The sequence below is a fragment of the Klebsiella sp. RCJ4 genome (assembly GCF_009025755.1).
In the GTDB taxonomy this organism is placed as follows: domain Bacteria; phylum Pseudomonadota; class Gammaproteobacteria; order Enterobacterales; family Enterobacteriaceae; genus Klebsiella; species Klebsiella michiganensis.
On sequence record NZ_WCIN01000027.1, the window covers coordinates 185,029 to 204,487 of the forward strand.

A 19,459-nucleotide genomic window follows, 5' to 3' on the forward strand; every position below is an offset into this window, starting at 1 on the left:
CCCGGGCAGTGCTCACAGTCCTCACGTACCACATGTACGCTCCGGGTGTTCCGCGCTGCCCGTGTCCAAACTGGCTGCAACAATTGCGCCTGGTGGGATAGCCTTTTTGCACCTGGATTAGCAGGTGATTATTTTATCTGCTCGAGCGCAGTACAGAGTTGTTTTGCGGCGAGAATAATACGTGGGCTCGCGCGTTCAAACCAGTCGCCATGTAGCGCAATAAAAGAAATTTTTAGCTGATTCTGCCAATAGCGCTCAACGGCGGGAAGTTGACTGGGGTCGCCGGCGATGACAATGGCCTGCGGCTGCCTTGCCAGCACCTGTTCACGGCTCACCTGCGGCCAGGGAACCCGGCTGGCGGCAAAAATGTTTTCTCCCCCACACAGCGTCAGAACCTGATCCTGAATCGAGCCTTTGCTGGTGGTAAAGAGAGGGTTGGCGCCGAACTGTAAAAAAACGCGTTTTTTCGGCCCGCTCGCGTAGCGGGTTTTTAAGGCCTGGTAGGCGTCCTGCATTTTCTGCGCCGCCTGCCGCGCCTTTTCCGGCTGCGGGCTCCACTGCGCCAGCTGGCGAAGCGTTGCGATAATCTCTTCGATAGTCGATGTTTCGACCCAGATGACTTTTATCCCGAGCGAGCTTAGCTGATTCACCTGGCGTTCAGCGTTACCGCCGCGCCACGCCAGCACCAGGTCGGGCTTAAGGGCGACGATGCGTTCCAGATTCATCCCCTGCCAGCTGGAGACCTGCTCTATCTTTGCGGCTTCCGGGGGATAATCGGAATAGCTGCTGACGCCAACCGGCGTAATACCGGCGGCAAACGCCAGTTCAGTATTGGCGGGAGAGAGCGTAATCACCCGCGGCGCGGCGAAAAGCCACGCCGGGGCAAGCAGCATCAGGACGGCAAGCGCCGCGTTGAGCGACTTAGCCACGAGCCAGGTGCTGCACCAGGTTTTCCACCATCAGGGTGGATTGCTTCGCGGCAACGGCGAGAAACTCGTCGAAGCTCAGATGCGACTGCTGATCGGCAACATCGGAGATGGCGCGAACGACAACAAACGGTACGCCATAGTTGTGGCAGACGTGCGCGATGGCGGTGGCTTCCATTTCTACCGCGACGGCCTGCGGGAAGTTGTGGCGGATTTTGGCGAGACCAATGGAACCGTTGATGAATGCATCGCCGCTGACAATGAGTCCGCGAACCGCGTTAAGATTCAGCGCGCTGATGCAGGTCTCTGCGGCGGCAATCAGCTTATCATCGGCTTTGAAACCGGCAGGGCAGCCCGGTAGCTGGCCATACTCATAGCCAAACGCGGTGACGTCCGCGTCGTGATAGCGCGTTTCGTCGGAGACGACGATATCGCCAACCTTCAGGGTCGACGCGAGGCCGCCCGCAGAACCGGTGTTAATAATCACATCTGGCTTGCAGTGCTCCATCAGCAGAGTGGCGCCCATGGCGGCGGCGACTTTGCCAATGCCCGATTTCAACAAAGCGACATCAACGCCCTGCAGCTGGCCGGTGTAGATTTCGCTGCCGCCGATAGTGATGGTCTGGCGGTTGTCGATTTTGTCGCGCAGAAGGGTAACTTCTTCTTCCATTGCGCCAATAATACCGATTTTCATAGATTTACTCGCGATGTGTGGGTTTTAGCGGCATAGTCTATCATGCGCTTAGAAGGAAACGTTATTGCTCGCTCGGGGGAGATCATGGCTAAGATCGATTTTCGCAACAAGATTAACTGGCGTCGCCGCTACCGTTCACCGCAGGGCGTTGAGACGGAGCGTGAAATCCTGCGAATTTTCGAAAGCGATCGCGGACGCATCATCAACTCGCCGGCGATCCGCCGGCTGCAGCAAAAAACCCAGGTTTTCCCGCTGGAGCGCAATGCCGCGGTGCGTACGCGGCTGACCCACTCTCTGGAAGTTCAGCAGGTGGGCCGCTACATCGCCAAAGAGGTGCTGAGTCGTCTGAAAGAGCAGAAGCTGCTGGAAAGCTACGGGCTGGATGAGCTTACCGGGCCGTTCGAGAGCATTGTTGAAATGGCCTGCCTGATGCACGATATCGGCAATCCGCCATTTGGCCATTTTGGCGAGGCGGCAATTAATGATTGGTTCAGCCAGCGGCTTTTCCCCGGCGATGCGGCCAGCCAGCCGTTAACCGACGATCGCTGCGTGGTCGCGGCGCTGCGCCTGCAGGAAGGCGATAGCCAGCTGAATGAGCTGCGGCGTAAGGTTCGCCAGGACTTATGCTGGTTTGAAGGCAATGCGCAGGGTATTCGCTTAGTGCATACGCTGATGCGCATGAATCTCACCTGGGCGCAGGTGGGCTGTATTCTAAAATATACACGTCCGGCATGGTGGCGCGGGGAAGCGCCGGCCAGCCACAATTATTTAATGAAAAAACCTGGTTATTATTTAGCCGAAGAGGGCTATGTTGCGAGGTTGCGTAAAGAACTGGATCTGGCTCCTTACAATCGCTTCCCATTAACGTGGATTATGGAAGCCGCGGATGATATCTCATATTGCGTCGCCGACCTTGAAGATGCGGTAGAAAAACGCATCTTCAGCGTAGAGCAGCTTTATCAGCATCTCTATGAAGCCTGGGGCGTTCACGAAAAAGGCTCCTTGTTTAATCAGGTTGTCGAAAACGCCTGGGAGAAATCGCGTGCGAATTCTCTGAGCCGGAGTACTGAAGATCAGTTTTTTATGTATTTACGGGTTAATACGCTCAATAGACTGGTACCGTACGCGGCGCGGCGGTTTATTGATAACCTGGCGAAGATTTTTAGCGGCGATTTTAATCACGCGCTGCTTGAGGACGATAGCGATTGCAGTCAGCTGCTTGAACTATACAAAAATGTTGCGGTAAAACATGTGTTTAGCCATCCTGATGTCGAGCAGCTGGAGCTGCAGGGCTATCGCGTGATCAGCGGTCTGTTAGATATATACCAGCCGCTGTTAAAATTATCGCTGGATGAGTTTAGTTTGCTGGTGGAAAAAGAGCGGGTGCGAAGTTTACCGATTGCATCACGTCTTTTTCAGAAACTTTCAACTCGTCATCGGTTAGCTTACATAGAAGCCGTAAATAAGATTTCGCGCAATAATCCGGAGTTTCCAGTGATGGAATATTATTATCGCTGTCGTCTCATTCAGGACTATATCAGCGGAATGACCGACTTGTATGCATGGGATGAATATCGACGATTGATGGCCGTAGAATAAGGGTGAGTTTTGTAAAGACGGACAATAAATTTTTACTTTTACCAAAACTTCATTCCGGAACTTCGCGCTATAAAATGACTCTGATAGTCACCAACACAGCAACTATTCGTTATCTGAAATTGAGATTGAAACCTATGAAAAAAACCACGTTAGCAATGAGTGCCCTGGCTCTGAGTTTAGGTCTGGCGTTGTCCCCTCTCTCTGCGAGCGCGGCGGAAACAGCTTCTTCGGCGACTAATGCGCAGCAGATGCCAAGCCTGGCGCCGATGCTGGAAAAAGTGATGCCGTCGGTCGTGAGCATTAACGTTGAGGGGAGCACCACCGTTAATACGCCGCGGATGCCGCGTAACTTCCAGCAGTTCTTTGGCGACAATTCGCCGTTCTGTCAGGATGGTTCTCCGTTCCAGAGCTCTCCGTTCTGTCAGGGCGGCGGGCAGGGCGGCGCGCCGGGTAGCGACGGCGGCCAGCAGCAGAAATTTATGGCCCTCGGTTCCGGGGTGATTATTGATGCCGCTAAAGGCTATGTCGTGACTAACAACCACGTCGTGGATAACGCGACTACTATCAAAGTTCAGCTCAGCGATGGCCGCAAGTTCGACGCGAAAGTGGTCGGCAAAGACCCGCGTTCTGATATTGCGCTGATTCAAATCCAGGATCCGAAAAACCTGAGCGCGATTAAGCTGGCGGACTCTGACGCCCTGCGCGTCGGCGATTACACCGTGGCGATCGGTAACCCGTTTGGCCTGGGCGAAACCGTGACCTCGGGGATCGTTTCCGCCTTGGGCCGTAGCGGCCTGAACGTTGAAAACTATGAAAACTTTATCCAGACCGATGCGGCGATCAACCGCGGTAACTCCGGCGGCGCGCTGGTTAACCTGAACGGCGAGCTGATCGGTATCAACACCGCGATTCTGGCGCCGGACGGCGGCAACATTGGTATCGGCTTCGCTATTCCGAGCAACATGGTGAAAAACCTGACCGATCAGATGGTCAAATTTGGCCAGGTTAAGCGCGGTGAGCTGGGCATCATGGGGACCGAGCTGAATTCCGAACTGGCGAAAGCGATGAAAGTTGACGCTCAGCGCGGCGCGTTCGTCAGCCAGGTGATGCCGAACTCGGCGGCCGCTAAGGCGGGGATTAAAGCCGGCGACGTGATTACCACGCTGAACGGTAAATCGATCAGCAGCTTTGCCGCGCTGCGTGCCCAGGTGGGTACCATGCCGATCGGCAGCAAAGTCGAGCTTGGCCTGCTGCGTGACGGCAAGCCGGTGACGGTGACCGTTGAGCTGCAGCAGAGCAATCAGAACCAGGTTGACTCCAGCACCATCTTCAACGGTATTGAAGGTGCGGAAATGAGCAACAAAGGTCAGGATAAAGGCGTCGTGGTGAGTAACGTGAAAGCGGGAACGCCGGCGGCGCAGATTGGCCTGAAGAAAGGCGATATTATCGTTGGCGCGAACCAGCAGCCGGTGAAAAATATTGCCGACCTGCGCAAAATTTTTGATGCCAAACCGTCGGTTCTGGCGCTGAATATCCAGCGCGGCGATACGTCAATTTATCTGCTGATGCAGTAATCCCTGACGGTTCGCAAAGCCCCTTTTCTCCTTGCGGAGGAGAGGGGCTTTTTTATTTCTGCCGCCCCTTCCATTTTTCGTTCTGTGATATCTTCCACAACTCCATATTTCTTAGCCCGGCTTTGTGCAAATGCACAATGCGGCGTGTTGCCAACTCTTTTATGCTGGTAGCCTGCTCACGGGAGGGTTACATGGCTGGCTGGCATCTTGATACCAAAATGGCTCAGGATATCGTGGCGCGTACGATGCGCATCATTGATACCAATATTAACGTAATGGATGCCCGCGGGCGCATTATCGGTAGCGGAGACCGCGAGCGAATTGGTGAATTGCACGAAGGCGCGCTATTAGTGCTTTCCCAGGGGCGCGTTGTCGATATTGATGATGCCGTTGCCCGACATCTGCACGGCGTGCGCCAGGGGATCAACCTGCCGCTGCGTCTGGAAGGGGAGATCGTTGGCGTTATCGGCCTGACCGGCGAACCGGAGTCGCTGCGTAAATACGGTGAACTGGTGTGTATGACCGCCGAGATGATGCTGGAACAATCGCGGCTGATGCATCTCCTGGCTCAGGATAGCCGTCTGCGCGAAGAGCTGGTGATGAACCTGATTCAGGCGGAAGAGAACACCCCGGCGCTGACCGAGTGGGCCCAGCGTCTGGGGATCGATCTCAACCAACCGCGCGTGGTGGCGATGATTGAAGTGGATAGCGGCCAGCTGGGCGTAGACAGCGCGATGGCGGAGCTGCAGCAGCTCCAGACCGCGTTGACCACGCCGGACCGTAATAATCTGGTGGCCATTGTCTCGCTGACCGAAATGGTGGTACTGAAGCCCGCGCTGAACGCCTTTGGCCGCTGGGATGCGGAAGATCACTGCAAACGGGTCGAGCAGCTCATTAGCAGGATGAAAGAGAACGGTCAGCTGCGTTTTCGCGTGGCGCTGGGAAACTTTTTTACCGGGCCGGGCAGCATTGCTCGCTCGTATCGCACCGCCAGAACCACCATGATGGTCGGTAAACAGCGGATGCCGGAGAGCCGTAGCTATTTTTACCAGGATTTGATGCTGCCGGTACTGCTGGATAGCCTGCGCGGCGGCTGGCAGGCCAATGAGCTGGCGCGCCCGCTGGTTCGCCTGAAGGCGATGGATAACAACGGCCTGCTGCGTCGCACCTTACAGGCCTGGTTTCGTCATAACGTGCAGCCGCTGGCGACGTCGAAAGCACTGTTTATCCACCGCAATACGCTGGAATACCGTTTAAACCGCATCTCTGAGCTGACGGGGCTGGATTTGGGTAATTTTGACGATCGTCTGCTGCTGTATATTGCGCTACAGCTCGATGAGCAGCGCTAAAAACACTCCCGCCGCAGGCGGGAGTGGGGACGGGAATTACAGGCGCTGCAGCCCGCTGGCCGTGACTTGCCAGGAGACGGTATGAGGCTGTGGCCAGGCGTTACCGTTTTGCGGGTTGATAATGACGGAGCGATCGCCGGCTTCGGCATGGAAGACTTCGATGATATAGCCTTCATCAAGTATTGCCGTATCAATATAGTCGCCAAGCTGCGCTGAACCTTTAATGGACTGGCGATAAACCACCGAGCCGCGCGTATTGTAGATATTCACCGCGGCATAGGCCGTCGTAAAGTGCTTATTCGGCACCACGGGGCTGGCGGTAAAGGTGAGCGCGCCGCGGCCAATATCCATCTCCATCGTCGCAAAACGAATATTATCATTGCCAAGTAGCTGCCAGGAGAAGAGATCGCCATACAGCTCTGTTGCCTCGTCCTGAGCATCCGTGGTTTCTTTATCCTCCGGATCTGGCACCAGCGAACAGGCCTCCAGCCCATCCTTCACTACCCGCCAGCGGTTGCGTTGCTTCAGCGTAATGGCGCGATGCGTCGTATCATTGCTGGCGCTGGAGCGGAATGGCTCATCATGGAAAACCTCAATGATCATGTTTTCAGCGAGCGCGAGAGTTTCGCTGTTTGCCAGGTTGTTGGTCGCTCCGGCATAGCTGCGGTGATAAACCACCGTTTCGTCCGCTCCGGTTACCGTAATGCTGGCATAGGTATGGGAAACATAATACGGGTGCGGCGCGCCGGTACGCGTGGCGACCGTCATGGCGTGCTGCTGATTATCGATAACGATCTGGCAAAAATCTTTATTGCCTTGCCCTCTGAGATTGAGGGTAACGCTTTTGCCCGTCAGTTCGCCCGGTTCGCTATTATCCTGAGGCAGGACGTCGGCATACTCTTTAAGCAGCCTGCTGCGCTGAGGCTCTTCAATATGGGGGAGCATCAGCCAGAGATCGTTTTTACATACGCTCTCTTCCTGCGCTAATAGCGAGGGCTGCTTACGCATTGCCTGCGCGTCATGCTCGAAAATAGCCAGTAAATCCTCTGCCGGATTATTGTTGAGAATAAAGTTGTAAAGCCCACTCTCATCAATACGCATTAGCTGGCATTTCTCACCCGCTACCAGCGTTAAATACTCCGGAGAGGTTTTCAGCCGCCCCGGCTCGACGTGAGTAATATATAAGTGATAGTGAGGACCGAAGGGAATAACCTCCTTACCGGTGGCGCAGTTCGTTCCGTTCATATTGCGCTCGAATACTTTTTCGCCGCTGGCGGAAAGTACGCATACGCCGGCATAGAGCGCGTCAGGGTAGTTGTTGTGCGGCGTGGCGCTGGTAATATTCAGCGTAAGCTGCTGATTTTCGTAATCGATATCCAGATATGCAAACGGCGTGTCGCCAATACCTAAAAAGCTCATCGTTACGTTACGCCCGCGGGAATCGCGTTGTCGGGTGTAGTTGATGGTAGCCGCATTTGTCCCTTCTTTTACGACGAGATAGCTGATATCCGGACGATATTTTTGTGAACGACCTTTCGGAAGATCGATCTGGTAAATGCCGATTGGTATGTCATTCAGGATCAACGTGTCATCATTAACGATCAGTGAATAATGCGTGCCACAATTATCTTTAATCGTCAGCGTTCGCCCGTAAATTTGTTCCAGCTGGTCGATATTGAACGTCAGGGATAGCGTCCCCGTTTTGCCTAATGCCGCCAGTTCGCTGTTATCCACCAGCCACACGAAGGAGTCCAGCCCCAGCTGCCGCCGCGCGCTATCCCATTCGCTTTGCGGAAGGAAAAGATACAGCGGATAGAGCGGTTTTGCCGCCAGCGCGGCGATATCTCCCTTAGTGGTAATTTCCAGCGTTAAGCCGCATAGCTCGATAAATGGGGTCACATCATACCCTGCGGCGGTGGCGATAGCGGTAGCCAGCATATCGACAAGCTGATGATCGGACGGCCGGAAGCTATCGCCGTTGGCCAGTTCGCGATAGTTCTGGTTGAAGCTGCGGAAGGCTTTGGTTCCTGCTTTTAGCAACATCAGCATCAGGAATTGCAGGCGCGGACGCAGGCCCCAGCTGGTGACCGAAACCTGGTCTCGAATATAGGTCATCAGCTGGAGTTCCTGCACGGCCTGCTGACCATAGTTATAGAGCCAGCCATCAACATAAAGATGATTATCCTGACTCAGGGTGAGCTGCTGGTAAAAAGCGGCGTAAATATTGTTCCACACTTCGTTGACGGGCAGAGTGGTCGACTGCATAAACTTACCCTGATACCCGTGCGCAATTTCATGGAGAATAACCCATTGCGTCGCAACGTTATCCAGCCAGCCTTCACCTAACGTTGATGATGTATGAGCGCACCACCTGGTGAAATAATAGGCTGCGCCGAAGCCATGTTTATCTGCCCGCACAAAGTAGCGGTTGGCGACATCCTGGTTCCACGGTGCGTCAGGATTATCGCTTAGTCCAGCCAAGTCGTTATAGCATTTGAAAAGGTGGGTATAAAAACGGTGCAGTGCCGGTAAGCCCGCTTTCATCGCATTATCGCGGTCGGCATAGGGCAGCAGCAGGGTAATCACATCTAAATCAAGCAGCGCGAGTGCGGATTGATTTTTCTCCCAGCTGAGGAAAAATTCATCCTCAGATTGGCCCGCTTTCCAGGTCGGCAGCGGTTTAGTTGCGGCAGGCTGCTGGTAGATGACGGTAAATTCACAGGGCTGGTCGGTAAACAGCGTATCGACAAAAGGAACGGTGTCGACCGTTGCGCAGACCGTTTTCCAGCCGGTGGCGATCGTGCAGGTGCTCTCTAGCGCGGTATCATTGCAAAGCAGGCGCAGAATCGAGTTGCCGTTGCTGATATCCGGTTGGCGAATGTGCAGCGGCGTATTGGCGGGCAGAATAAAGCCCAGCGGCTGGCGATCGTGCAGCCGTCCTTTTTCAAAGCCGGCCTTATCCAGCCAGGGCGCAGATTGTAGGGTATAAAATTTTTGTTCAATTTCCTGTGTCATCGTATGATCTCCTTTCAGGTGGAAATTGAACATACAGCGACTTATTTTATTATGTCATTCATGTAGATAGGGATATGAGATGAAATGATATCAGAGAGGAATAGCTGATATTCGCTGATGCTGCCGGTGGGGGATGAGTGAGAAAAAAGAGGGTGAGGCAGAGGGAAACAGGGCCAGTACCTGGCCCGTATCAGGCTTACTTATTGCGGGTCAGTTTTTCCAGATCGGATTCGATTTCGCTGATCTTATTCGTCACCACGCTTTCGAGGTGACGCAGATCGTCGAGGATCTTACGTTTCAGATCGATTTCGGTGCGATCGCGCTGACAGATTTGATCCAGCTCGTCGATGATATAGCGTAGGTTAGGGCTAATCTCCTGGACTTCTTTATATCCCTGGCCCACGCCGTCGGCGACCACGGTTTTGCGCTGACGCGGATATTTGAACTTGACGCTCTTGGCGAAGAACTCGCCTTTATCCTTCTGAAAGTAGATTTTCAGAATGTCGTTGTTGGCTTCCTGCCGCAGGCTATAGCGATCGATTTCATCAGGATTGGTAATACCAAGACTTTTCAGATTATCGTACATAACGGTACCTTTGATATCATCGTAATCTTTGAATAATTAACGAAAAAATCCATCTTCGCCAGCTCAATATATAAAAAAAGCGGGATGCCTCCCGCTTTTCATGCTGCTTAGTCGATGGTACGCAGAAGTTCGTTGATTCCAACCTTGCCGCGGGTTTTGGCATCGACTTTTTTGACGATAACCGCGCAGTACAGGCTGTACTTGCCATCTTTTGACGGCAGGTTGCCGGAGACAACGACGGATCCCGCCGGAACGCGGCCGTAGAATACTTCACCGGTTTCGCGGTCGTAGATTTTGGTGCTCTGGCCGAGGTAGACGCCCATGGAGATAACGGAACCCTCTTCGACGATGACGCCTTCAACGACTTCCGAACGCGCGCCAATAAAGCAGTTATCTTCGATAATGGTCGGGTTAGCCTGCAGCGGCTCCAGTACGCCACCGATGCCAACGCCGCCGGACAGGTGGACGTTTTTGCCGATCTGCGCGCAGGAACCCACTGTCGCCCAAGTATCAACCATCGAACCTTCGTCAACGTAGGCGCCGATGTTCACATAGGACGGCATCAGAACCGTGTTGCGAGCGATATACGCTCCCTGACGAACCGCCGCCGGCGGAACGACGCGGAAACCTTCTTTCTGGAAACGCGCTTCATCATAATCCGCGAACTTCATTGGGACTTTATCGAAGTAGCGGCTTTCCGCACCATCGATAACCTGGTTATCGTTAATACGGAAAGAGAGCAGAACCGCTTTCTTCAGCCACTGATGGGTGACCCACTGGCCGTCAACTTTTTCAGCGACACGCAGCGCGCCGGAATCAAGCAGAGAAATCACCTGGTTAACCGCTTCGCGGGTTACGGTATCCACGTTTGCCGGCGTGATGTCGGCGCGACGCTCAAAAGCGGACTCAATAACGTTCTGTAATTGCTGCATTGTTTACTCTTTCCATTTACTTAAAAAAATACGTTACCCTTTATCGTTTGGATTGAGGGCCTCTGTCAACCGTTGTTGCACTTCTTGCTGTAGCTCATTATTAAGGGCGCGCCGGTCTGCGGTGGCGATTATAAATAAATCTTCTACTCGCTCACCAATTGTCGTAATTCGCGCGCCGTGGAGCGAAATTCCGAGGTCGGCAAATACCTGGCCGACGCGCGCTAACAGACCCGGCTGGTCGAGAGCAATCAGCTCAAGAAAGGATTTCCGGTCGGTATGCGTCGGCAGGAAATTCACCTCCGTCGGCACGGAAAAATGCCTCAGCTTCGCCGCCTGACGACGGGGCGCCGGGGGCTGCCAGCTGCGCTGGCTGATGGTCTGTTCCAGGCCCACGCGGATCATTTCGTGCCTGTCGGCGGAAAGCGGGCTGCCGTCCGGCTCAAGAACAATAAAGGTATCCATCGCCATGCCATCGCGGGTGGTGAAGATCTGCGCATCGTGAACGCTTAGATTACGTCGATCCAGCTCGCCGCAAACGGCGGCGAAGAGGTAAGGACGATCCGGACTCCAGATGAAGATCTCGGTGCCCCCGCGCGAGGCGTGGGAACTGAGCAGGATCATCGGTTTGCTGAGATCGTGCTGCAGCAGATTACGCGCGTGCCAGGCGAGCTGGTTTGGCGTATGGCGCACAAAGTAGTTGGCGCGGCAGCGGTTCCAGATTTGGTGCAGCGCCTGTTCATTAATATTTTCCATCCGCAGCAGCGCCAGCGCCTGTAGCTGGTGGTGACGCACCCGCTCGCGCATATCCGGCGTGTTTTGCATCCCCCGGCGCAGCTGTTTTTCGGTGGCGAAATAGAGCTCACGCAGCAGGCTCTGCTTCCAGCTGTTCCACAGGTTTTCGTTGGTGGCGCAGATATCGGCGACGGTCAGGCAGACCAGGTAGTGCAGACGGTTCTCCGTTTGCACCTCTTCGGCAAACTGCTTGATCACTTCCGGATCCTGAATATCGCGACGCTGGGCGGTGACCGACATCAGCAGATGATGACGCACCAGCCACGCCACCAGCTGGGTTTCGCGCGAGTTAAGACCGTGAAGCTCGGCGAATTTCAGCACGTCCTGCGCGCCGAGAATCGAATGGTCGCCGCCGCGCCCTTTCGCGATATCGTGGAAGAGGGCGGCGATAAGGATCAGCTCCGGATGCGTCAGGCGCGGCCACAGTTCAACGCACAGCGGATGCCGGCTGCGGGTCTCTTCTTTGGCGAAGCTCTCAAGCTTAAGCAGCACGCGGATCGTGTGTTCATCAACGGTATAGGCGTGAAACAGGTCAAACTGCATCTGACCGACAATATGCGACCATTGCGGCATATAGGCCCACAGCACGCTATGGCGGTGCATCGGCAGCAGCCCCCGGCTGACCGCGCCCTGATGGCGCAGCATGCTGAGGAACAGGGTCCGCGCTTCCGGAATATAGCAAAGCGGCTGCGTCAGATGACGACGGGCGTGGCGCAAATGGCGAAGCGTGGTGGAGTAGATGCCGGTAATGCTGCTGTTACGCACCATCATAAAGAACATGCGCAGAATCGCCTGCGGTTCGCGGATGAACAGCGAGTCATCGCGCAGATCGATTAGCGTGCCGCGCAGCTGAAAATCATCGTCAATTGGCCGCGGCTTCTCATCTTCGGTGAGCGCCAGAATCGCCTCTTCGAACAGCTGGATCAGCATTTGGTTCAGCTCGCTCACCCGGCGGGTGACGCGAAAGAAATCCTTCATCATGTGCTCGATCGGCTGGTTGCTTTCGCCTTCGTAACGCAGGCGGCGGGCGACGCTGAACTGCCTGTCGAACAGCAGACGATTATCGTAGCGGTTGAGCTCCAGATGCAGCGCAAAGCGAATGCGCCACAGCTGATGCAGGCATTCGTTAAGCTCGTTGCGCTCGGCTTCGGTCAGGAAACCGAAGCCGACCATTTCATCAAGCGAGGTGGCACCGAAATGGCGGCGCGCGATCCACTGCAGGGTGTGAATATCGCGCAGGCCGCCGGGGCTGCTTTTCACGTCCGGCTCGAGGTTATAGCTGGTCCCGTGATAGCGCTGATGGCGTACATTCTGCTCTTCGACTTTTGCCGCAAAGAACTTTTCCGATGGCCAGAAGCCGTCGCTGAATATGTGTTTTTGCAGTTCAAGGAACAGCGCGACGTCGCCAATAAGCAGACGCGATTCAATCAGGTTAGTGGCGACGCTGAGGTCCGACAGCCCCTCCAGCAGGCACTCTTCGAGGGTGCGCACGCTGTGGCCGACTTCCAGCTTGATATCCCACAGCAGCGTCAGCAGCTCGCCGACCTTCTGCGCCTGCTCATCGGGCAGCTTTTTACGGCTCAGGATAAGCAGATCGATATCGGAAAGCGGGTGCAGTTCGCCGCGGCCGTAACCGCCGACGGCGACCAGCGCGATGTCGTTCATCGACCCGAACCCGTACTCGACCCATAGCCGCTGAAGCAGCTGATCGATAAATTCGGTGCGCGCCTCAATCAATCTCTCTGCGGCGATGCCGTGGTCAAACGCTTCGCCCAGCCAGCGCTGAAAAGCGTCGATGTGCGCCTTGATAGCCGCGCAGTTGAAGTCGCTCTGCGGCCAGCGGCCCGGATTCGCCGGCTGGTCGGCCAGGGCAGGGGAGACAGTATCAGATAAAGAGTTGCTCATCGCGCCACCATAATAAAAAACTATCACCCATAAAAAATCGCCGGGAGCGATTTTTAACGTCGCTTGCGGCGGCCCACAGGGTGACGGGCAGGACGCCCGTCATAAAAAATCGCCGGGAGCGATTTTTAACGTCGCTTGCGGCGGCCCACAGGGTGCCCGTCATAAAAAAGCCGGCTGGCGCCGGCTTTTCATCATTCGTTGTGCGAGATTATCGCCGGGATGGTGTCATCCTTGCGTAACGTCAGTATTTCGCAGCCGCTGTCTGTCACCACAATAGTATGCTCATACTGCGCAGACAAGCTCCGGTCTTTGGTTTTTACCGTCCAGCCGTCTTTCATACTGCGGATCTCTTTTTTACCCGCGTTGACCATCGGCTCAATGGTAAAGGTCATGCCGGGTTTGAGCACCACGTTGGTTTCCGGAGAGTCGTAATGCAGCACCTGCGGTTCTTCATGGAAACCGCGGCCGATACCGTGGCCGCAGTACTCGCGCACGACGGAGAAACCTTCGGCTTCGACGTATTTCTGGATAGCCGCGCCGATAGCGCGCAGATTAACGCCCGGTTTGACCATTTTCAGGGCCAGATAGAGGCTTTCCTGGGTAATGCGGCACAGGCGCTCGCCCAGAATGGTCGGTTTACCGACGATAAACATCTTCGAGGTATCACCGTGGAAATCATCTTTAATGACGGTGACGTCAATGTTGACGATATCGCCATCTTTCAGCAGCTTGCCGTCGTCCGGGATCCCGTGGCACACCACTTCATTAATAGAGATGCAGACGGATTTCGGGAAGCCGTGGTAGCCCAGGCAGGCGGATACGGCTTTTTGTTCGTTAACGATATAATCGTTGCAGATGCGATCCAGTTCGCCGGTGCTGACGCCCGGTTTTACGTAGGGTTCGATCATTTCCAGCACTTCAGCGGCCAGGCGGCCGGCAACGCGCATTTTTTCGATGTCTTCAGATGTCTTGATAGAAATAGCCATGGATTGTGTCCAGCAGTGTCGATTTTTTCGACAATAATAGATTATGTCTGAACAATGTTAACAGTCCGGGCGTCCTGCTGCCAAATTGAGAATCATTAGCAGCACGCGACGTCAACAACAGTTGGTGTCTGCTCCTGTTTTGTGGTATAAAGCGCGCCGGACTTCTGTTCCATTCTCAGATACACAAGATGGACTGAAGCGACAAATCTCACTTTGTGTAACAACACACACGTATCGGCACATATTCCGGGGTGCCCTTTGGGGTCGGTAATATGGGATACGTGGAGGCATAACCCCAACTTTTATCTATAGAGGTTTTAAACATGGCAACTGTTTCCATGCGCGACATGCTCAAGGCTGGTGTTCACTTTGGTCACCAGACCCGTTACTGGAACCCGAAAATGAAGCCTTTCATCTTCGGCGCGCGTAACAAAGTTCACATCATCAACCTTGAGAAAACTGTACCGATGTTCAACGAAGCTCTGGCTGAACTGAACAAGATCTCTTCTCGCAAAGGCAAAATCCTTTTCGTTGGTACTAAGCGCGCTGCAAGCGAAGCGGTAAAAGACGCTGCTAACAGCTGCGACCAGTTCTTCGTGAACCATCGCTGGCTGGGCGGTATGCTGACTAACTGGAAAACCGTTCGTCAGTCTATCAAACGTCTGAAAGACCTGGAAACTCAGTCCCAGGACGGTACTTTCGACAAGCTGACCAAGAAAGAAGCGCTGATGCGCACTCGTGAGCTGGACAAGCTGGAAAACAGCCTGGGCGGTATCAAAGACATGGGCGGCCTGCCGGACGCGCTGTTCGTTATCGACGCTGACCACGAGCACATCGCAATCAAAGAAGCAAACAACCTGGGTATTCCGGTATTTGCTATCGTTGATACTAACTCCGATCCGGACGGCGTTGACTTCGTTATCCCGGGTAACGACGACGCAATCCGTGCAGTTAGCCTGTACCTGAGCGCTGTTGCTGCTACCGTTCGTGAAGGCCGTTCTCAGGATCTGGCTTCTCAGGCGGAAGAAAGCTTCGTAGAAGCTGAATAATAAGGCATACCCTTATTTAGTACCGTGTATAAATAGGGGCCTCTTAGCGGCCCCTTTTTCACTTTCAAATCTGTCTGGTTCCTGGAACCGGGCCGATCACATCTCCCGAGGAATAAAGAATGGCTGAAATTACCGCATCCCTGGTAAAAGAGCTGCGCGAGCGTACTGGCGCAGGCATGATGGATTGCAAAAAAGCGCTGACTGAAGCGAACGGCGACATCGAGCTGGCAATCGAAAACATGCGTAAATCCGGTGCTATTAAAGCAGCGAAAAAAGCGGGCAACGTTGCCGCTGACGGCGTGATCATCACTAAAATTGATGGCACCTACGGCATCATTCTGGAAGTTAACTGCCAGACTGACTTCGTGGCTAAAGATGGTGGCTTCCAGGCGTTTGCAAACAAAGTTCTGGATGCAGCTGTTGCAGGCAAAATCACCGACGTTGAAGTTCTGAAAGCACAGTTCGAAGAAGAACGCGTTGCGCTGGTTGCTAAAATCGGTGAGAACATCAACATCCGTCGCGTTTCTTCCCTGGAAGGCGAAGTTCTGGGCTCTTACCAGCACGGCGCGCGTATCGGTGTTCTGGTTGCCGCTAAAGGCGCGAGCGAAGAGCTGGTTAAACAGCTGGCTATGCACATCGCTGCAAGCAAGCCTGAATTCGTTAAGCCGGAAGACGTTTCCGCTGAAGTGGTCGAAAAAGAGTACCAGGTTCAGCTGGACATCGCCATGCAGTCTGGCAAGCCGAAAGAAATCGCAGAGAAAATGGTTGAAGGCCGCATGAAGAAATTCACCGGCGAAGTTTCTCTGACCGGTCAGCCGTTCGTTATGGACCCGAGCAAATCCGTTGCTCAGCTGCTGAAAGAGCACAACGCTGACGTGACTGGCTTCATCCGCTTTGAAGTGGGCGAAGGCATTGAGAAAGTTGAGACTGACTTTGCAGCAGAAGTTGCTGCGATGTCCAAGCAGTCTTAATTTTCAAAAGGAGCCGCCTGAGGGCGGCTTCTTTTTGCGCCTAATGTGTAAATTCAGCCAACCGCTATAGTGGGCACGCTGAAAAGCGACGTACAATGTCGCCAGAATTAATTCATCTCATTCGTTGACAGTCTCAGGAAAGAAACATGGCTACCAATGCAAAACCCGTCTACAAACGTATTCTGCTTAAGTTAAGTGGCGAAGCTCTGCAAGGTTCAGAAGGCTTCGGTATTGATGCGAGCATACTTGACCGCATGGCTCAGGAAATCAAAGAACTGGTTGAGCTGGGTATTCAGGTTGGCGTAGTGATTGGTGGCGGTAACCTTTTCCGTGGTGCTGGTCTGGCGAAAGCGGGTATGAACCGCGTTGTGGGCGACCACATGGGCATGCTGGCAACGGTCATGAACGGCCTTGCAATGCGTGATGCACTTCATCGCGCCTATGTGAACGCCCGCCTGATGTCAGCGATTCCGCTGAATGGCGTGTGCGATAACTACAGCTGGGCGGAAGCTATCAGCCTGCTGCGTAACAACCGCGTGGTGATTCTTTCCGCGGGTACCGGCAACCCATTCTTTACCACCGATTCCGCTGCCTGCCTGCGCGGCATTGAAATTGAAGCCGATGTGGTACTGAAAGCCACCAAAGTCGACGGTGTATTTACCGCCGACCCGGCCAAAGATCCTTCCGCAACGATGTACGATCAACTGACCTACAGCGAAGTACTGGATAAAGAGCTGAAAGTGATGGATCTTGCGGCCTTTACCCTGGCGCGTGACCACAAACTGCCGATTCGCGTATTCAATATGAATAAGCCTGGCGCGCTGCGCCGCGTGGTGATGGGTGAAAAAGAAGGCACATTAATTACTGAGTAATTCCCGTTAGCGTCAAATACGGGTAATATTCGGCCTTACTTTTTCGGGTTTTTGACCCGATGGTTTTCAACATGCTCTGTGGACGGAATGCTGCGGCTGACCCGTAGCCTGAAAGACGCTGAGCATAAACATGACTATACTTAGCTCACTTTTGCAGTGGGCGACCGTCTGGTCTGTCTGAGACAAGTTTTCAAGGATTCGTAACGTGATTAGCGATATCAGAAAAGATGCTGAAGTACGCATGGACAAATGCGTTGAAGCGTTCAAAACCCAAATCAGCAAAATACGCACGGGTCGTGCTTCTCCCAGCCTGCTGGATGGCATTATCGTGGAATACTACGGCACGCCGACCCCGCTGCGTCAGCTGGCTAGCGTAACGGTAGAAGACTCGCGCACGCTGAAGATCAACGTCTTCGATCGCTCCATGAGCCCGGCCGTTGAAAAAGCGATTATGGCTTCCGACCTCGGTCTGAACCCAAGCTCTGCGGGCAGCGATATCCGCGTTCCGCTGCCGCCGCTGACCGAAGAGCGTCGTAAAGATCTGACCAAAATCGTGCGTGGCGAAGCTGAACAGGCGCGCGTTGCCGTACGTAACGTCCGTCGCGATGCCAACGACAAAGTCAAAGCGCTGCTGAAAGAGAAAGAGATCAGCGAAGATGACGATCGCCGCTCTCAGGAAGATGTGCAGAAAATGACTGATGCTGCTATCAAGAAAGTTGATGCGGCGCTGGCGGATAAAGAAGCGGAACTGATGCAGTTCTGATTCTCTGCCGACACGCAGGTCTGACGATCGGCCTGCGTAAAATCTGAAACGCCGTACAGGAGACCGTACGCTCAATTTTCGGGATTGCGTTTAGACAGCTGGCCTTGTAGCCTTTGGCGCCATGTCAAAGGCCTTGCGCCTCCGCTCTGTCAACCGATAATTGATGCATAAGGGTTTGCTGGCGGCGTTTTGCTTTTTATCCTGTCTTCATTATTCTGGACGCCTCATGAAGCAATTAACCATTCTTGGTTCGACCGGTTCTATCGGCTGCAGCACGCTGGATGTGGTGCGCCATAATCCTGATAGCTTTTCTATCACCGCGCTGGTCGCCGGGAAAAATGTCGACCGTATGGTTGAACAATGTCTGGAATTCTCCCCTCGTTACGCGGTAATGGACGATGCGCACAGCGCGGAGCTGCTGCGTGCGCAACTGCGCGAGCAGGGCTGCCGAACGGAAGTCATGAGCGGCCAGCAGGCGGCGGCAGAAGTGGCGGCGCTGGACGAGGTCGAGCAGGTGATGGCGGCGATTGTCGGCGCAGCAGGCCTGGTGCCGACGCTCTCAGCCATTCGTGCGGGTAAAACGGTGCTGCTGGCGAACAAAGAGTCGCTGGTGACCTGTGGCCGTCTGTTTATGGATGCCGTGCAGCAGTACGGCGCACGATTGTTGCCGGTTGATAGCGAGCATAATGCGATTTTTCAGAGTATGCCGGAAACAATTCAACATAATCTGGGATACGCTGATTTAACCCAGAACGGCGTGGCGTCGATTCTGCTCACCGGCTCCGGCGGTCCCTTCCGGGAAACGGCGATTTCTGAACTGGCGGCGATGACCCCCGATCGGGCATGCAAGCATCCAAACTGGTCGATGGGGCGCAAAATATCTGTCGATTCGGCCACCATGATGAACAAAGGGCTGGAGTATATCGAAGCCCGCTGGCTGTTCAACGCCTCGGCGCAGCAGATGGAAGTCCTGATCCATCCGCAATCGGTGATTCACTCGATGGTACGTTATCAGGATGGCAGCGTCCTGGCGCAGCTCGGCGAGCCGGATATGCGTACGCCGATTGCCCACACGATGGGCTGGCCAAAACGCCTTAATTCTGGGGTGAAACCGCTGGATTTCTGTCAGTTGAGCACTCTGAGCTTCTCGGCGCCGGATTACGGCCGTTACCCCTGCCTGAAGCTGGCCATGGAGGCTTTTGATGTCGGTCAGGCGGCGACCACGGCGCTGAATGCGGCAAATGAAGTTTCGGTCGCGGCGTTTCTGAACGGGGATATTCGCTTTACCGATATTGCGGCGATAAATCAGGCGGTGCTGGATCAACAGGCGTTAAATGAGCCGCAAAGTATTGATGAAGTGCTGGCTATTGATGCGATGGCCCGGGTAAGCGCAGGTCAGCTCCTGACGGCGTGGCGCAAATTCTGATACGCGTTGTGATATTTGTG

The 19,459-nt window shown here is 54.3% G+C and carries 16 protein-coding genes; 8 read left to right on the forward strand and 8 right to left on the reverse strand.

Annotated features, from left to right (window positions below; genetic code table 11):
• Positions 1–128: 128 nt before the first annotated feature.
• A complete protein-coding gene (gene btuF / locus F8562_RS09345) occupies positions 129–929 on the reverse strand; it encodes a vitamin B12 ABC transporter substrate-binding protein BtuF (RefSeq protein ID WP_014227992.1) in 801 nt (266 codons plus the stop codon).
• Positions 922–1,620 carry a 5'-methylthioadenosine/S-adenosylhomocysteine nucleosidase gene (gene mtnN, locus F8562_RS09350; protein ID WP_014227993.1) on the reverse strand — a complete coding sequence of 233 codons (699 nt, stop codon included), beginning with the start codon at positions 1,618–1,620 and terminating at the stop codon, positions 922–924. Before mtnN ends, btuF begins: the two co-directional genes overlap by 8 nt.
• An 84-nt stretch (positions 1,621–1,704) precedes the next feature.
• On the opposite strand from mtnN, the gene dgt reads away from it, so the two are divergent.
• From dgt to cdaR, 3 genes are all read left to right on the forward strand, one after another.
• Entirely contained in the window at positions 1,705–3,219 is a 1,515-nt protein-coding gene (gene dgt / locus F8562_RS09355) for a dGTPase (protein ID WP_014227994.1), read from the forward strand.
• Positions 3,220–3,353: 134 nt separating this feature from the next.
• Positions 3,354–4,793, forward strand: a complete 1,440-nt coding sequence (degP, locus tag F8562_RS09360) for a serine endoprotease DegP (RefSeq protein WP_004098740.1) — start codon at positions 3,354–3,356, stop codon at positions 4,791–4,793.
• A 191-nt stretch (positions 4,794–4,984) separates the two neighbouring features.
• Positions 4,985–6,142, forward strand: a complete 1,158-nt coding sequence (gene cdaR / locus F8562_RS09365; protein WP_004098741.1) for a DNA-binding transcriptional regulator CdaR — start codon at positions 4,985–4,987, stop codon at positions 6,140–6,142.
• 36 nt (positions 6,143–6,178) lie between these two features.
• On the opposite strand, the gene F8562_RS09370 is transcribed toward cdaR, so the two are convergent.
• The 6 genes from F8562_RS09370 to map form a co-directional block, all read right to left on the reverse strand.
• The gene (locus tag F8562_RS09370) at positions 6,179–9,157 is read right to left on the reverse strand and encodes a putative mucin/carbohydrate-binding domain-containing protein (RefSeq protein WP_014227995.1); all 2,979 of its coding nucleotides are present in this window, start codon (positions 9,155–9,157) and stop codon (positions 6,179–6,181) included.
• Between the two features lie 196 nt (positions 9,158–9,353).
• Complete coding sequence (locus F8562_RS09375) at positions 9,354–9,743, reverse strand: DUF3461 family protein (RefSeq protein ID WP_004098742.1); 390 nt, start codon at positions 9,741–9,743, stop codon at positions 9,354–9,356.
• A 107-nt stretch (positions 9,744–9,850) separates the two neighbouring features.
• Positions 9,851–10,675, reverse strand: a complete 825-nt coding sequence (dapD, locus tag F8562_RS09380) for a 2,3,4,5-tetrahydropyridine-2,6-dicarboxylate N-succinyltransferase (protein ID WP_004098743.1) — start codon at positions 10,673–10,675, stop codon at positions 9,851–9,853.
• A gap of 33 nt (positions 10,676–10,708) precedes the next feature.
• Complete coding sequence (gene glnD, locus F8562_RS09385; RefSeq protein WP_014837443.1) at positions 10,709–13,372, reverse strand: bifunctional uridylyltransferase/uridylyl-removing protein GlnD; 2,664 nt, start codon at positions 13,370–13,372, stop codon at positions 10,709–10,711.
• Positions 13,353–13,535: a hypothetical protein gene (locus tag F8562_RS29245; RefSeq protein ID WP_014227997.1), complete on the reverse strand. Its 183-nt coding sequence runs from the start codon at positions 13,533–13,535 to the stop codon at positions 13,353–13,355. The genes glnD and F8562_RS29245 overlap by 20 nt, the downstream gene beginning before the upstream one ends.
• A gap of 28 nt (positions 13,536–13,563) precedes the next feature.
• Positions 13,564–14,358, reverse strand: coding sequence for a type I methionyl aminopeptidase (gene map / locus F8562_RS09390; protein WP_004098745.1), 795 nt, complete (start codon positions 14,356–14,358; stop codon positions 13,564–13,566).
• Between the two features lie 323 nt (positions 14,359–14,681).
• Between map and rpsB the strand changes: the two genes are divergently transcribed.
• From rpsB to ispC, 5 genes are all read left to right on the forward strand, one after another.
• Entirely contained in the window at positions 14,682–15,407 is a 726-nt protein-coding gene (gene rpsB, locus F8562_RS09395) for a 30S ribosomal protein S2 (RefSeq protein WP_003856207.1), read from the forward strand.
• A gap of 119 nt (positions 15,408–15,526) precedes the next feature.
• Positions 15,527–16,378 (forward strand): translation elongation factor Ts, encoded by an 852-nt coding sequence (gene tsf / locus F8562_RS09400; RefSeq protein WP_004098746.1) that lies wholly within the window; start codon positions 15,527–15,529, stop codon positions 16,376–16,378.
• A gap of 146 nt (positions 16,379–16,524) precedes the next feature.
• Positions 16,525–17,250: a UMP kinase gene (pyrH, locus tag F8562_RS09405; RefSeq protein WP_004098747.1), complete on the forward strand. Its 726-nt coding sequence runs from the start codon at positions 16,525–16,527 to the stop codon at positions 17,248–17,250.
• A 205-nt stretch (positions 17,251–17,455) separates the two neighbouring features.
• Positions 17,456–18,013: a ribosome recycling factor gene (frr, locus tag F8562_RS09410; RefSeq protein WP_004098748.1), complete on the forward strand. Its 558-nt coding sequence runs from the start codon at positions 17,456–17,458 to the stop codon at positions 18,011–18,013.
• 226 nt (positions 18,014–18,239) lie between these two features.
• Positions 18,240–19,439, forward strand: a complete 1,200-nt coding sequence (gene ispC, locus F8562_RS09415; RefSeq protein WP_014227999.1) for a 1-deoxy-D-xylulose-5-phosphate reductoisomerase — start codon at positions 18,240–18,242, stop codon at positions 19,437–19,439.
• Positions 19,440–19,459 lie beyond the last annotated feature (20 nt).